Consider the following 14,550-nt stretch of genomic DNA (forward strand, 5'->3'; position numbering starts at 1 on the left):
CGGATCGCGAAACAATGCCGTCCAGCACTCGGACAGACGGCAGGATTCCCAGCGTGGACAGCGTCGTGAGTGACCCCCAGCCGTTGCGCGTCGCCCTGCTCGGGGCCGGCGTCGTGGGCGGAGCCGTCGCGCGCCTGCTCACCGAGCATGCCGATGACATGGCGGCCCGCGTCGGCGCACCGCTGGAGATCGTCGGCATCGCGGTCCGCCGCGCGGGCCGCGACCGGGCCGCCCTCGGAGTGGACCCCGACCTGTTCACCACCGACGCCGAGCAGCTCGTCACCAGCGCCGACGTCGTCGTCGAGGTCATCGGCGGCATCGAGCCGGCGCGCTCGCTGATCCTCCGGGCCATGGAGCACGGCGCCTCGGTCGTCACCGCCAACAAGGCGCTGCTCGCCGAGGACGGCCCGGCCCTGTACGCGGCCGCTGCGCAGTACGGCGTCGACCTGTACTACGAGGCTTCCGTGGCAGGTGCGATCCCGCTCCTGCGCCCGTTGCGCGAGTCGCTCGCCGGTGACGAGGTGCGCAAGGTGCTCGGCATCGTCAACGGCACGACCAACTACGTCCTCGACAAGATGCACACGACCGGTGCCGGTTTTGCCGACGCGGTCGAGCAGGCTCAGGCCCTGGGCTACGCGGAGGCCGACCCGACGGCCGACGTCGAGGGCTTCGACGCCGCGGCCAAGGCGGCCATCCTCGCCTCGCTCGCCTTCCACACCCGGGTCTCCGGCGCCGACGTCTACCGCGAGGGCATCACCGAGGTCTCCGCCGCCGACGTCGCTGCGGCGAGGGAGATGGACTCCGTCGTCAAGCTCCTCGCCATCTGCGAGCGAAGCGACAAGGGCGTCAGCGTGCGCGTGCACCCGGCGATGATCCCCCGCTCCCACCCCCTGGCCGGGGTGCGCGAGGCCTTCAACGCCGTCTTCGTCGAGGCCGACGCCGCCGGCGAGCTGATGTTCTACGGCAAGGGCGCCGGCGGCGACCCCACCGCATCGGCGGTTCTGGGCGACCTCGTCGCGGTTGCGCGCCACCGGGTCGGGGGTGGGCTCGGGCCAGGGGAGTCGAGCTACGCCGACCTGCCGGTCCTCACGATGGGCGACGCCCAGACCAGGTACCACATCAGCCTCGACGTCGAGGACCGCTCGGGTGTCCTCGCGCAGGTCGCCGCAGCCTTCGCCGACCACGACGTGTCCATCGAGACCGTCCGGCAGCAGCTCGTCCCGGCCGGCGACGGCCAGGGCGCCCGCGCCCACCTCATCGTCGTGACGCACACCGCGAGCGACGCGGCCCTGTCGTCCACCGTCGAGCGCCTGCGCACGCTCGACGTCGTGCGTGGCGTCAACTCCGTGATGCGCGTGGAAGGTTCCTGATGGCTCACCAGTGGCGCGGCGTGATCCGCGAGTACGCCGACCGACTCCCGATGCTCGAGGGCGCCCCCGTCATCACGCTGCACGAGGGTGGCACGCCGCTCATCCATGCCGAGAAGCTCTCGGAGCGGGTGGGCGCGGAGGTTCACCTGAAGTACGAAGGCCTCAACCCGACCGGGTCCTTCAAGGACCGGGGCATGACGACGGCGATCAGCGTCGCCGCGCGCAAGGGCGCCAAGGCCGTCATCTGCGCGAGCACGGGCAACACGAGTGCGTCGGCGGCGGCATACGCCACCAAGGCCGGCATGACGTGCGGTGTCCTCGTACCCGACGGCAAGATCGCCATAGGCAAGCTGAGCCAGGCGATCGCCCACGGCGCGACCCTGCTCCAGGTCGACGGCAACTTCGACGACTGCCTCACCCTGGCTCGCAAGCTCGCGGAGGCCTACCCGGTCGAGCTCGTCAACTCGGTCAACCCGGCCCGGATCGAGGGCCAGAAGACCGCGAGCTTCGAGGTGGTCGACGCGCTCGGCGACGCCCCCGACATCCACTGCCTTCCCGTGGGCAACGCCGGAAACATCACGGCGTACTGGCGCGGTTACCGCGAGTACTCCGCCGACCCAGCCGTCACCGATCGGCCCGGCCCGGCCACGCACCTGCCGGCCATGTGGGGCTTCCAGGCGGCCGGTGCGGCGCCGATCGTCCTGGGACACCCGGTCGACCACCCGGAGACCATCGCCACCGCCATCCGCATCGGCAATCCCGCGTCGTGGGAGCAGGCCGTCGCCGCCCGCGACGAGTCCGGCGGGCGCATCGACGCCGTCACCGACGAGCAGATCCTCGACGCCCACCGCTACCTGTCGTCGCAGGAGGGCGTCTTCGTCGAGCCGGGTTCCGCCGCGTCCGTCGCGGGCCTGCTCGCGAGCCACGCCGCAGGCCTCGTGCCGCCCGGTGCCCGCATCGTCTGCACCGTCACCGGTCACGGCCTGAAGGACCCTCAGTGGGCGCTGCGCACCGCCGACGGGAGCGAGGTGGTGCCGACGCGGGTGTCGGTCGACGCGTTCTCGGCGGCGCAGGCGCTCGGGCTCGAGGGCTGACCGCGTGAGCCGGGTGCCCGCGGGCCGCTCCGTCGAGGTGCGCGTGCCGGCCAGCAGCGCCAACCTCGGGCCCGGCTTCGACTCCATCGGACTGGCCCTCGGGCTCTGGGACACCTACGTCGTGACCACGTCCGACGCTGACGGCCTCCTCATCGAGGTGGCGGGCGAGGGCGCCGGTGAGGTGCCGACCGACGAGCGCCACCTCGTCCACGCCACCCTGCAGCACACGTGGCGCGTCCTCGGCGTCGCGCCACCGCCGGGCCTGCACATCGAGGCCTCCAACGGAGTGCCGCACAGTCGTGGCCTCGGGTCCTCGGCGACTGCCATCGTCGCGGGCGTCGTTGCAGCACAAGCCCTTTCGAGCGGCCTTGGCGACGATGAGGGTGCGTATGCCGTCTGGCCGAGTCCCGGTCAGGACGTCCCCATAGACCTCGGGCTCGCGACCCACCTGTCCAGCCAGATGGAGGGGCATCCCGACAACGCCTCTGCGAGTGCGCTCGGCGGCCTGACCGTGAGCTGGATGCCCGACGGAAGCGGTCTCGACCGCGGGGAGCGCACCGTGACGGCACGCATCGACCCGCACGCCGACGTCGAGGTCGTGGTCTTCGTGCCCGAGACGCAGCTCGCCACGCGCACCGCCCGGGCGGTGCTGCCGGAGATGGTCCCCCTGGCCGCAGCCGCAGCCGGTGCAGGGCGCGCCGCCCTCCTCGTCCACGCGCTCACCGCCGATCCGGCACACCTGCACGCCGCCACCCGGGACTGGCTCCACCAGGAGCCGAGGCGCTCGTCCTACCCGGGCACGATGGAGCTCGTCGACCTGCTGCGCGCCGAGGGCCATGCCGCCGTCGTCTCGGGGGCGGGTCCGAGCGTGCTCGTGCTGACCACGCGCGACGCCGCCCCGAGCGTCCAGGCGGGAGGCCTGAGCGCAGGGTGGGAGCGGCTCACCCCGGGCGTTCCGGCCCACGGGGCCTCGGTGCGCGCCTGCTGAGACCCCACGCCGGGCACGGGACAACGCCCGATCTGCGAGGTCGATGACCGTACGGGCGGCGGGGCGGGGCGCCCGGGTGTTATCCTGAGCGCGCACCACTCGCCGCGGTATCGCAGGCCGGTGCACCACCCCCACACTGAGGCGACATCACCTGCCTCGTGGCGCGATCTGCGCCGACGTGGATCTCAGACGGCCAGGGCACCTGGTCCAAGTCCGGCCCGCTGGAATCACCCCGGGCCGCAAACGAGGGGGAAGGATCCTTCGTGTCAGAAACAACCACCCGTCCGCTCTCCGGCCTGTCGGCCATGAAGCTGGACGAGCTCAAGGGCGTCGCGTCGTCGATGGGCATCACCGGGACGACGAAGATGCGCAAGAGCGACCTGGTCGAGGCCATCAAGGCCCGACAGTCGGGCGGATCGTCCGCCCCGGCGGCGGCTGCCCCGGCCGCCACGACGCCGACCACCTCCTCGGCCGACGCCTCCGCCCCGGCCGAGTCCTCCGCGCCGGCGGACGGCGCCGGTTCCGCCCAGACCGCCCGTGAGGCAGCCCCTGCCCGTGCGTCGCGCCGGGTCAGCCGCCCCGCCGGCTCCGCCGGGAGCGTCGACGCCGGCACGCCGTCCGCGACCCCCGACGCCTCCGAGGCCTCGGACGGCGCGGCCGTGGGAGACCGGTCGAGCGAGTCCCAGCCCGACCGCCGCACGAACCGTGCCGGCCGCACAGATCGCGCCGAGCGCGCGGACCGCGCGGTCCGCGAGACGCTCGCCGACGTCACCTCCGCCGGGTCCGTGGAGTCGGCGGAGTCCGCCGGGTCTGCGGACTTCCACCCCTCGGACGGCTCCGCCTCGACGGGCGGCGACGACCGACAGGGTCGTCAGCGCGACCGCGGTCGCCAGAACGACCGGGGTCAGCAGAACGACCGTCAGACGGACCGACGTGACGACCGCGCCGCTCGCCAGCAGGGCAGCCGGGGGCAGCAGGACCGCCAGCAGGACCGCCAGCAGGACCGCCAGCAGGACCGCCAGCAGGACCGCCAGCAGGACCGCCAGCAGGACCAGGGCAACGACCAGAACCGCGGTCCGCAGTCGCACTTCGACGACGACAGCGCCGGCAGCCGCCGCAGCCGCAACCGCCAGCGCAGCCGGGACCGCAAGCGCGGTCGCGGTCGCGAGGGCGGCCAGGACTGGAACGACGTCGACCTGCAGGTCGGAGACGACGACGTGCTCGTGCCCGTGGGGGGCATCCTCGACGTGCTCGACAACTACGCGTTCGTCCGCACCTCCGGCTACCTCGCCGGTGCCAACGACGTCTACGTCCCCCTCGGCATGGTCAAGAAGAACGGCCTGCGCAAGGGAGACGCCGTCACCGGCGCGGTCAAGGCGCTGCGTGACGGTGAGCAGCCCTCCGGCAACGTGGGGCGCCAGAAGTTCAACGCGCTCGTGCGCCTCGACACGGTCAACGGCCAGACCCCCGAGGAGGCGGCCAAGCGTGTCGAGTTCGGCAAGCTGACGCCGCTCTACCCCCAGCAGCGCCTGCGCCTCGAGACCGAGCCCAACGTCCTGACGACCCGGATCATCGACCTCGTCGCCCCGATCGGCAAGGGCCAGCGCGGCCTCATCGTCGCCCCGGCCAAGGCGGGCAAGACGATGATCATGCAGACCCTCGCCAACGCGATCACGACGAACAACCCCGAGTGCCACCTCATGGTCGTCCTCGTCGACGAGCGTCCCGAGGAGGTCACCGACATGCAGCGCGCCGTCAAGGGCGAGGTCATCTCCTCGACCTTCGACCGGCCGGCCGAGGACCACACCACGGTCGCCGAGCTCGCCATCGAGCGTGCCAAGCGCCTCGTCGAGCTGGGTCACGACGTCGTCGTGCTCCTCGACTCGATCACCAAGCTGGGTCGCGCCTACAACCTCGCCGCCCCGGCGAGCGGACGCATCCTCTCCGGCGGCGTCGACTCGGCAGCGCTCTACCCGCCGAAGAAGTTCTTCGGCGCCGCGCGCAACATCGAGAACGGCGGCTCGCTCACCATCCTGGCCACGGCCCTGGTCGAGACCGGCTCGAAGATGGACGAGGTGATCTTCGAGGAGTTCAAGGGCACCGGGAACATGGAGCTGCGCCTGAGCCGTGACCTGGCCAACCGTCGCATCTTCCCCGCCGTCGACATCAACAGCTCGGGCACGCGCCGCGAGGAGATCCTCCTCGCGAGCGAGGAGCTGAAGATCATGTGGAAGCTGCGCCGGGTCCTCGGCGGGCTCGACGCGCAGCAGGCGATCGAGCTGCTCATCGACCGGCTCAAGAAGACGCGGACGAACTACGAGTTCCTCACCCAGGTGCAGGCGACGAGCGGCTCCAAGCTCGACGACGAGACCTGAGCGCTTCCTGACGGACCGGGCGGCCAGCCAGCGGCCGGACCGTCGACGAGGGGGGACGACGCCACATCGGCGCCGTCCCCTTTCGGCGTTTCATGGGCTCTTGGGGTGAAATGTTCCTAAACTGGGACTTCACCTTCGACCTTCACCATGGAGAGCCATGTCTGCGCCCGCCGGCGACCCCGATGCCAGCCTCGTCCGTGTCCTCGTGGCCGATGACGATGCCGACATCCGAGACCTCGTCGAGTTCAAGCTGACCCAGGCCGGCTATGCCGTCGAGGCCGTTCCGGACGGGGTGAGCGCCTGGGAGGCGTTCGCGGCCAACCCTCCTCAGCTGGCCGTGCTGGACGTCATGATGCCGGGCCTGTCCGGCATCGACGTCCTGCGCAAGATCCGCGAGAGCGAGTTCGCAGCCGTGCCCGTGCTGCTGCTCAGCGCCAAGTCGCGCGACTCCGACGTCGACACCGGCTTTGCCGTCGGGGCCGACGACTACGTCATCAAGCCGTTCAGCCCTCGTGAGCTGCTCCACCGGGTCAACGGCATGTTGGCCCGGTCCCGTTGAGCGGCGAGCGATCGTGATCGTCGGCGCAGCGCTGCTCATCGGTGCCACGGTCGTGGTCCTGGGTTCGTGCGTGCTGCTCGTGCTCGCCGTCGTCGCCGTGCGCACCCGGCGCCACAGCCGCCGCAAGCGCGACGAGATGCTCCTGTCACCGCTCCGGCCCTCGCTGATCAGGGTCGCCTCCGGCGAGGACGACGATGGTTCGGCCGCCGAGGAGCTGACGTGGGCCACCGGTGTCTCCCGCACCGTGCTGGACGACCACATCGTCGAGATGCTGACCAAGATCCGCGGGGTTCCTGCCGAGCAGCTCGTGCACGTCCTCGAGGTCCACGGCGCCGTCGAGGCGGCGAGCCGTGACATCACCAACCGGTCGTCGGTGCGACGGGCCCGGGCGGCCCAACTGCTGGGCCTTGCCCATGCCGGCCAAGCCGTCCCGCTTCTCGTGGAGGCCCTGCGCGACGAGTCCGTGGAGGTCCGCAACAGCGCGGCGTATGCCTTGGGCCTCATCGGTGACGACTCCGCCGCTGGGCCGGTCCTGGCGGCCATCGGCGCCCGGGATCGCGGGCTGGCCGCGGCCACGGCCGCCGAGACGCTGCAGTCGATGGGAGTCGGGATCTCCGAGGTCCTGCGGCGGGGCCTGACCGACGACGACCCCCGCACGCGCATGGTGTCGGCGCACCTCAGCGGCGAACGCAGCTTCACCCGCGGCCTGCCAGAGCTGCGACACCTGCTTGATCACGACACCGACGTCACCGTGCGTGAGACCTGCGCCGTCGCCATCGGGCGCCTGGGTCGCGCGGAGGACGCCGAGGTGCTCGCGCGCAATACCGCGTCCACCGAGCCGCTGTCCTTGCGTCGTGCCTGTGTCATCGCCCTCGGTGAGCTGGGGGGAGGCCCAGCCCTGCCGACACTCGCCGGCCTGCTCGATGACCCTGACCCGCGGTTGGCCGAGCTGGCCGCGACGGCGCTCATCGACATGGGTTCCCCCGGTCTAGCGGCTCTGGCCGGGCACGAGGACCAACCTGCTGTGCGCACCGCGCGTCTCGTGGCAGGCCTGCAGAAGGCCGCTGCGTGAGCTGGGACAGCCTCCTCGAGGGACTGCGCTCCTTCGTCGTGTGGATCATGGACGTCGCCAGCATCCCGGTCCTCGTCTACTTCGTCTTGATCAACACCTCGCTCCTGGTCCTGGTCGCGCTCGCCTACCTCGAGTTCCGGGCGCAGGAGCGACGGCGCGCAACATCCCTGTCCTGGCAGGGTGCCGGCCTCGCGCCAGGGGTGTCGCTGCTCGTGCCGGCGTACAACGAGGAGGCCGGCATCGTCACGGCCGTCAAGTCCTTCCTCACCCTGCGCTACCCGCAGCACGAGGTCGTCGTCGTCGACGACGGCAGCACCGATCAGACCTTTGCGCGCCTCGAGGAGGCCTTCGACCTCGTCCGCGTGCCGCGCGAGCTGCCACGGGAGATCCCGGTGCGCGCTCGGGTGCTCGGTGTCTACGTGCCTCGGGACGGCCGAACCCGGCTCGTCGTCGTCCGCAAGGAGAACTCCGGCAAGACCGAGGCGCTCAACCTGGGCGTCAACGCCGCGACCGAGCCCCTCGTCGCGATGCTCGACGGCGACTCCATCCTCGAGCCCGACGGCCTGCTCCACGTCACCCGCCCCTTCGCCGACGACCCCACCCGCATGGTGGCGACGGGCGGGGCGATCCGTCCCGTCAACGGCAGTCGCGTCGTCTCGGGCCGCATCGTGCGCGTCGAGATGCCACAGACGTGGCTGCCGCGGATCCAGCTCGTCGAGTACCTCCGCGCCTTCCTGCTCGGGCGCACCGGATGGTCGCGGCTCGGCGGCCTCATCCTCATCAGCGGCGCGTTCGGCCTCTTCCGCCGCGACGTCGTCGTGGAGGTCGGCGGCCTGGAGCCGGGCACCATCGGCGAGGACTTCGAGCTGGTCATGCGCATCCACAAGCGGCTGCGCGACGAGGGCCGGGACTACCGCATCGAGTTCGTGCCCGAGCCTGTCTCGTGGACCGAGGTGCCGGTGACGGCCAAGGTGCTGCGCAACCAGCGGCGTCGGTGGCACCGGGGGCTCTGGGAGACGCTCTGGGCCTACCGCACGATGCTCTTCCGCCCGAAGTACGGCCGGATCGGCTGGCTGGCGCTGCCGTACTACTGGGCCTTCGAGCTCATCGCCCCCCTGCTCGAGCTCTTCGGCATCATCATCGTCCCGCTGGCGCTGCTCCTGGGCGTCATCAACGTGCCCTTCGCGATCCTCTTCCTGGTGCTGGCCTACGGGTATGCCGTCCTCGTGACGCTCTCGGCGATGCTCGTCGACGAGTGGGCCTTCCACAAGCAGGACCGCTGGCGGGCCATCGGCCAGACCATCATCGCGTCGGTTCTCGAGAACGTCGGCTATCGCCAGGCAACGGTCTGGTGGCGCCTCGAGGGCTGGTGGGCCAGCCTTCGCGGGCGCAAACACGTCTGGGGCGTCATGACGCGCACAGGTTTCGACGAGGACCCGGCGTGACGGGTGGTCTGCCGGCGATGTCCGGCAGGTCCGTCGGCAGCCAGATCCGGCTGCTGATCGGCATCCTCGTCGTGCTGGTGCCGCTGGGCGCCATCGTCTCGGTGGCGACGATCCACACCCAGGGCGCCGCGGTGCGCGCCCTGACCCTCGCCCTCGGCCCGGCCCGCGAGGCGAACGGCGAGGTCCTGCTCGACATGGCTCGGGCGGAGGGTGCATGGCGGCAGTCGGCCGCCGGCATCGCGCCCCCGCTCGACCCGCTGTCGCTGCAGGCTCCCGTGGACGCGACGCTGGCCAAGGTGGGGGACGCCTTGCGTAGCGAGGAGCTCTCCGCCGAGGACCAGGCCGGGTACGCCGGGCTGGTCACCGAGCAGCGGTCGGCCGTGGACGCCTGGTTCCTCGCCGCCCGCGGGTCGCTGCAACGTGTCGCCCCCGGCGCCTCGGCGGGCGCGCCCGAGCGGGCCCGCGCGGAGACGGCATACGCCCGCTTCACGACCGCCAACGCGTCCCTGGGCAGCGCCGTGCAGACCCAGCGGGACGCGGCGCGCATCGACTCACGCGAAGCGACGGCCATCACCTCCGGTGTGATCGCCGCAGTGGCCGCCGCCGTCGTGCTCGTGCTCGCGGCCGCAGGGTTCGGGATGCACCGGGCCGTTGGCCGCCCGCTCGCCAGGCTGCGCGAGGTGGTGCGCCGGCAGGCCGAGGACGACGTCATCGCGATGGCCAACCAGGAGGAGGGCGCGCTCGAGGTGCGGATGCTCGCGCGCGACTTCAACGACCTCACCCGCGCCAACGCGCGGCTCGTCGACCAGCAGGCGGCCGTCCTCGAGATGCAGGAGCTCGTCCTCGACGTGGGGCGCGGTGCGCGGTCGGCCAGCGACGTCCGCGAGGCGCTCCAGCGTGTCACGACCAAGCTCGGAGCGGGCCTGGGCGCCGATCGCGTGCTGCTCTACACGCTGGCCGAGGACGGCATCACCGTCGAGGATCGCCTCCAGTGGCACACCGACGACCTGCCGGACCTGCCGCCGCTGCCGCGGTCGCTGGCCCAGCAGGTCGGGGCCGTCAACGACGAGCTGCGCCGTGACGTCGGCTTCTTCGCCCTGGCGGACCTGCTCGTCGAGGAGGCGTACGCCGACGAGCGCGTCCGCGCCTTCCACCGCGCGACCGGCACGCGCTCGCTGCTGATGCTCCCGGTCGGCACGGGCGGCCGCGGCCTCGGCATCCTGTCGGTGATGATGGTGAGCGCACCGCGCCGGTGGCACCGGCACGAGATCCAGGCAGCGCAGCAGTGCTCCGCGATCGCTGCCCAGTCCATCGTTGCGCTCCGGCTGTCGCAGATGCAGGACGAGCAGGTGCGGCGCCTGACCGAGCTGGACCGCCAGAAGACCGACTTCATGGCGACCGTCAGCCACGAGCTGCGCACGCCCCTCACGTCCATCAGCGGCTACCTCGAGCTGCTCGTCGACGGCGACTTCGGGGAGGTCTCGGACGCGCAGCACGTCGCCCTCGACATCATCGGTCGCAACGCCACCCGGTTGCGCGGGCTCATCGAGGACCTCCTCGTGCTGAACAAGATCGAGATCAGCGGCCTCGAGGCGGTCTCCGAGGAGGTCGCCGTGCGTGACCTGCTCCGCACCGTGACCGAGACGATGGAGCCGGTGGCCGCCAACGGCGGGGTGCAGCTGGTCTGCACCGACGTGCCCGACGACCTCGTGGTCCGGGTCGACCGCGGCCAGGTCGAGCGAGCCCTGATCAACCTCGGCTCCAACGCCGTGAAGTTCACCCCGGAGGGCGGGCACGTGGTTCTCGCGGCCGAGCGCTCCGGTGACTCGACGATCATCTCGGTGCAGGACACCGGCATCGGCATCCCCGCCGGCGACCTGACGCGGCTGTCGGAGCGCTTCTTCCGTGCCGGAAACGCCACGGCGGCGGCGATCCCCGGCACCGGTCTGGGGCTCGCGATCGTGCGCGCCATCGTCGAGGGCCATGGCGGGGAGCTCGTCATCGCCTCCGTGGAGGGTGAGGGGACGACCATGCAGGTCGTGCTGCCCGTCTCGCGGCACGCAACCGTGCCGGCCTGATCGGGCGACGCCCGGTCCCAACCACCTGTCGAAACCAGCCATCCCTCAGAAGCACCCGCCGTGGAGCTGCTCCGACAGCTGCTGGGTGACGCTCCAGCCGCTCGCGGGGTCGCGCAGCGACGACGACGGTCGTGAGTCCGTGTGGCCGGGACGAGTGCCCGTACGCGTGGTCCGCGGGGTGACGACGGCGCCGGAGCGTGGGTCCAGCGACCACGTCTCGGTCACCCACACCGCCTCCCCGCTGACGGCCGGCGCGGTCGTGCGCGGGTACCAGACCTCGGCAACGACCCGGCTGCCCTCGACGTGCACGGCGACGCCCGCGGGCGCGTCCGGCCGGGTCGGCATCGAGCGCCACGTCACCGAGCCGGTGCCCAGGTCGACCCCGAGAACGGATCCGTCCGAGCCGGGGACGACCACATGGGTGTCGTCGACGGCGGCGAGCCTCTCCGCCCGCCACGACCCGACAGGCAGCCGCACCTCGGCCGTCGTCCATCGACCGTCACGCAGCGTCCACGCGACGACGTCCTGCCCGCGGACACCGACGAGACCGTCGGCGGTGACCACGGCCGAGGTGCGGTAGCCCTCGTTGGCCCGCGGGTCGGGCGGGGCCACGACCCATGACCAGCTGCCCGGGCCGCCTGTGAGGTGCTCCGCCGCCACGACGGCATCACCCTCGGAGGGCACGCCCACGGCATACCCGTCGACGACACCGAGAACCTGCTCGACCTCGTGAGGAGACGTCACGGCTCCCGACGCCACGTCCACGACATGCGTCGCATGGCAGCCGACGAGGACGACGTGGCCGTTGCTGACGAAGGGCGCCTCACTGAGCAGGTCGGCAACCGTCGTCGTCCAGCGAACCACCCCGGCCGGGTCACGGCCCACGACGTGTCCCGACTGTGCTCCCGGCACGTCGGGGCAGTCGTCGAAGTCGCAGGAGGTGCGCGTGCAGCCTGCGGAGGCCAGCAGCACCGCGACCGCTGCAGCCCCTGCCGCGCGGCGCGCGCCCGTCCTGCTCCTGACCCCCATGTGCGCATCCTCGCCGTCGGTCCACGTCCTTGTGGGACAAGACACCGAGCTGCCGCGGATCGATGCACGTCCGGGCGACCGTTCCGGGAGCCGGGAGGGGGAATGCCGGCGGCCACCCGGGCGTTTGGGAGGAGGTGCGCCTGTCTGGCACACTCTTCCTTTGGACCGGTTCACGGAAGAGCAGCTCGAGCTGAGCAGCGATGACACCGACCCGGCCGACTACCTCGAGGAGACAACGTTGAAGAAGGACCTTCACCCCGCCTACGTGGAGACCATGGTCACCTGCACCTGTGGCAACACGTTCACCACCAAGAGCACCGAGACCTCCGGCAAGATCTCTGCCGACGTGTGCTCGCAGTGCCACCCGTTCTACACGGGCAAGCAGAAGATCCTCGACACCGGTGGCCGCGTGGCCCGGTTCGAGGCCCGTTACGGCAAGAAGGCCGCCAAGTAGGTCTCCCGCACGCCGGCCCCACGACTTCGGTCGTCGGGGCCGGCGTTCGTCGTTCCCGTCCCTCCCACCGAAGCCGAAGGGCCCGCCGTGCTCGAATCCGTCCAGTCGATCCTCGACGAGTACGCCGAGCTCGAGTCGCGCCTCGCCGACCCCGCCGTGCACGCCGACCAGGACCTCGTCCGCTCGCTCAACAAGCGGTATGCCGCCCTGGCCCCGACCGTCGCCGCAGCCCGCGAGTGGACGGCTGCGGGCGACGACCTCACGGCGGCCCGCGAGCTCGCCGTCGACGACGAGTCCTTCGCGCAGGAGGTCCCCTCCCTCGAGGCGCGGCACGCCGAGGCGGAGGGACACCTGCGGCGCATGCTCGTGCCGCGCGACCCCGACGACGACCGCGACGTCATCCTCGAGGTCAAGGCCGGCGAGGGGGGCGACGAGTCGGCCCTCTTCGCCGGCGACCTGCTGCGGATGTACCTGCGGTACGCCGAGCAGCGCGGCTGGCGCACGGCCATCGAGGACGCCACCGAGAGCAACCTCGGCGGCTACAAGGACGTTCGGGTCTCGGTGCGTGCCAAGGGCGCTCCGGGTCTGGGGGAGGGCCCGTGGGCGCGGCTGAAGTACGAGGGCGGGGTGCACCGCGTCCAGCGGGTTCCCGTCACGGAGAGCCAGGGCCGCATCCACACCTCGGCGGCCGGCGTGCTCGTCATGCCCGAGGCCGAGGAGGTCGAGGTCGGCATCGACCCCAACGACCTGCGCATCGACGTCTACCGCAGCAGCGGTCCGGGCGGCCAGAGCGTCAACACGACCGACTCCGCCGTGCGTATCACGCACGTGCCCACCGGTGTCGTGGTGTCGTGCCAGAACGAGAAGTCGCAGCTGCAGAACAAGGAGGCGGCGATGCGCGTCCTGCGCGCCCGGCTGCACCAGCTGGCCAAGGACGAGGCCGACGCCGAGGCGAGCGCGGCCCGCCGGTCGCAGGTGCGCACCGTCGACCGCTCGGAGCGCATCCGCACCTACAACTTCCCGGAGAACCGCATCTCCGACCACCGCACCGGCTACAAGTCCTACAACCTCGACGCGGTCCTTGACGGCGACCTCGACCCTGTCGTGCAGTCCGCGCTCGACGCGGACGAGGCCGCCAAGCTCGCGGCGCTCGCCGACGACGGGTCGCGCCCGTGACCGACCTGCGCGACGGCGTCCGCGCTGCCGCTGCGCGGCTGCGCGACGCCGGGGTGGCCTCTGCCGAGGTGGACGCCATGGAGCTCGCGGCCCACGTGCTGGGCGTCGAGACCCCGGAGGTCCGCCGGCTCATGGTGCTCGGCGGGCGCACGCTCCCGGGGGCGTATGCCGTCCTCGTCGACGAGCGCGCCCGCCGCGTGCCGCTCCAGCACCTGACGGGCCGGGCCCACTTCCGCCGGCTGACGCTGTCGGTGGGTCCCGGCGTCTTCGTGCCGCGGCCGGAGACGGAGGTGCTCGTCGACCTCGCCCTGACCGAGGTCGGCCGGCTCGCCACGGAGCCCGACGACCGGCCCGTGCGGGTCGTGGACCTGTGTTCCGGCTCCGGAGCGATCGCGCTGTCCGTGAAGGACGAGCGACCGGACGCAGACGTCCGCGGGCTCGAGCTGTCACCCGACGCACACGCCTGGGCCGTGGCCAACCGCGACCGCCTCGGTCTCGACGTGGAGCTGGCTCGGGGCGACGCGACGCTGCCGTGCTTCGAGGACTGGGCGGGCACGGTCGACGTCGTGACCATCAACCCGCCCTACATCCCTGTCGGCGCCGTGCCCCTCGACCCCGAGGTCCGGGACCACGACCCCGACGTGGCGCTCTACGGTGGCAGCGAGGATGGTCTTGCCATCCCGCTCGCCGTGGCGCGGGTCGCCGCCGCGCTGCTGCATGCGGGGGGCCTCGTCCTCGTCGAGCACGCCGACTCCCAGGGGGCGAGTCTGCCGCGCCGGCTGGCTGCGACCGGGCAGTGGACGGATGTCACCGACCACGAGGACCTCTCCGGCCGCCCCAGGGTGACGCTCGCCCGTCGCGCCGGCTGACGCGGGCGGTGCGGATGGGCCGGAACGAAGGGCGGTTGGGT

At 72.0% G+C, this 14,550-nt stretch carries 12 protein-coding genes; 11 read left to right on the top strand and 1 reads right to left on the bottom strand.

What is annotated here, in order from left to right; all coding sequences use genetic code 11:
* Positions 1-14 precede the first annotated feature (14 nt).
* The 8 genes from AC3WRT_RS00570 (at position 15) to AC3WRT_RS00605 (ending at position 10,981) form a co-directional block, all read left to right on the top strand.
* On the top strand, positions 15-1,370 hold the full coding sequence (locus tag AC3WRT_RS00570) for a homoserine dehydrogenase (protein WP_492717862.1): 1,356 nt from the start codon (positions 15-17) through the stop codon (positions 1,368-1,370).
* Complete coding sequence (gene thrC / locus AC3WRT_RS00575; RefSeq protein ID WP_492717864.1) at positions 1,370-2,464, top strand: threonine synthase; 1,095 nt, start codon at positions 1,370-1,372, stop codon at positions 2,462-2,464. The genes AC3WRT_RS00570 and thrC overlap by 1 nt, the downstream gene beginning before the upstream one ends.
* 4 nt (positions 2,465-2,468) lie before the next feature.
* Positions 2,469-3,452 (top strand): homoserine kinase, encoded by a 984-nt coding sequence (locus AC3WRT_RS00580; RefSeq protein WP_492717866.1) that lies wholly within the window; start codon positions 2,469-2,471, stop codon positions 3,450-3,452.
* A 305-nt stretch (positions 3,453-3,757) separates the two neighbouring features.
* Positions 3,758-5,827 carry a transcription termination factor Rho gene (gene rho, locus AC3WRT_RS00585; RefSeq protein WP_492718409.1) on the top strand — a complete coding sequence of 690 codons (2,070 nt, stop codon included), beginning with the start codon at positions 3,758-3,760 and terminating at the stop codon, positions 5,825-5,827.
* 157 nt (positions 5,828-5,984) lie between these two features.
* Positions 5,985-6,386 (top strand): response regulator transcription factor, encoded by a 402-nt coding sequence (locus tag AC3WRT_RS00590; protein WP_492717869.1) that lies wholly within the window; start codon positions 5,985-5,987, stop codon positions 6,384-6,386.
* 13 nt (positions 6,387-6,399) lie between these two features.
* Complete coding sequence (locus AC3WRT_RS00595; RefSeq protein WP_492717871.1) at positions 6,400-7,458, top strand: HEAT repeat domain-containing protein; 1,059 nt, start codon at positions 6,400-6,402, stop codon at positions 7,456-7,458.
* Positions 7,455-8,903 carry a glycosyltransferase family 2 protein gene (locus AC3WRT_RS00600; protein WP_492717873.1) on the top strand — a complete coding sequence of 483 codons (1,449 nt, stop codon included), beginning with the start codon at positions 7,455-7,457 and terminating at the stop codon, positions 8,901-8,903. Before AC3WRT_RS00595 ends, AC3WRT_RS00600 begins: the two co-directional genes overlap by 4 nt.
* Before the next feature lie 17 nt (positions 8,904-8,920).
* Positions 8,921-10,981, top strand: a complete 2,061-nt coding sequence (locus AC3WRT_RS00605; protein WP_492717875.1) for a sensor histidine kinase — start codon at positions 8,921-8,923, stop codon at positions 10,979-10,981.
* 45 nt (positions 10,982-11,026) lie between these two features.
* On the opposite strand, the gene AC3WRT_RS00610 is transcribed toward AC3WRT_RS00605, so the two are convergent.
* Positions 11,027-12,010, bottom strand: coding sequence for a hypothetical protein (locus tag AC3WRT_RS00610; RefSeq protein ID WP_492717877.1), 984 nt, complete (start codon positions 12,008-12,010; stop codon positions 11,027-11,029).
* Between the two features lie 238 nt (positions 12,011-12,248).
* Between AC3WRT_RS00610 and rpmE the strand changes: the two genes are divergently transcribed.
* From rpmE to prmC, 3 genes are all read left to right on the top strand, one after another.
* Positions 12,249-12,464 carry a 50S ribosomal protein L31 gene (gene rpmE, locus AC3WRT_RS00615; RefSeq protein WP_492718411.1) on the top strand — a complete coding sequence of 72 codons (216 nt, stop codon included), beginning with the start codon at positions 12,249-12,251 and terminating at the stop codon, positions 12,462-12,464.
* Positions 12,465-12,551: 87 nt separating this feature from the next.
* A complete protein-coding gene (gene prfA, locus AC3WRT_RS00620; protein WP_492717879.1) occupies positions 12,552-13,640 on the top strand; it encodes a peptide chain release factor 1 in 1,089 nt (362 codons plus the stop codon).
* Positions 13,637-14,509: a peptide chain release factor N(5)-glutamine methyltransferase gene (prmC, locus tag AC3WRT_RS00625; RefSeq protein WP_492717881.1), complete on the top strand. Its 873-nt coding sequence runs from the start codon at positions 13,637-13,639 to the stop codon at positions 14,507-14,509. The genes prfA and prmC overlap by 4 nt, the downstream gene beginning before the upstream one ends.
* Positions 14,510-14,550 lie beyond the last annotated feature (41 nt).

The sequence above is a fragment of the Terrabacter sp. FW104-15G4B genome, from assembly GCF_058790095.1.

Bases quoted from the DNA above. Each gene is read 5' to 3' on its own strand.
- thrC (WP_492717864.1), top strand. From the start codon at position 1,370: ATGGCTCACCAGTGGCGCGGCGTGATCCGCGAGTACGCCGACCGACTC.
- AC3WRT_RS00605 (WP_492717875.1), top strand. From the start codon at position 8,921: ATGTCCGGCAGGTCCGTCGGCAGCCAGATCCGGCTGCTGATCGGCATC.
- AC3WRT_RS00570 (WP_492717862.1), top strand. From the start codon at position 15: ATGCCGTCCAGCACTCGGACAGACGGCAGGATTCCCAGCGTGGACAGC.
- AC3WRT_RS00590 (WP_492717869.1), top strand. From the start codon at position 5,985: ATGTCTGCGCCCGCCGGCGACCCCGATGCCAGCCTCGTCCGTGTCCTC.
- rho (WP_492718409.1), top strand. From the start codon at position 3,758: ATGAAGCTGGACGAGCTCAAGGGCGTCGCGTCGTCGATGGGCATCACC.
- AC3WRT_RS00610 (WP_492717877.1), bottom strand. From the start codon at position 12,010: ATGGGGGTCAGGAGCAGGACGGGCGCGCGCCGCGCGGCAGGGGCTGCA.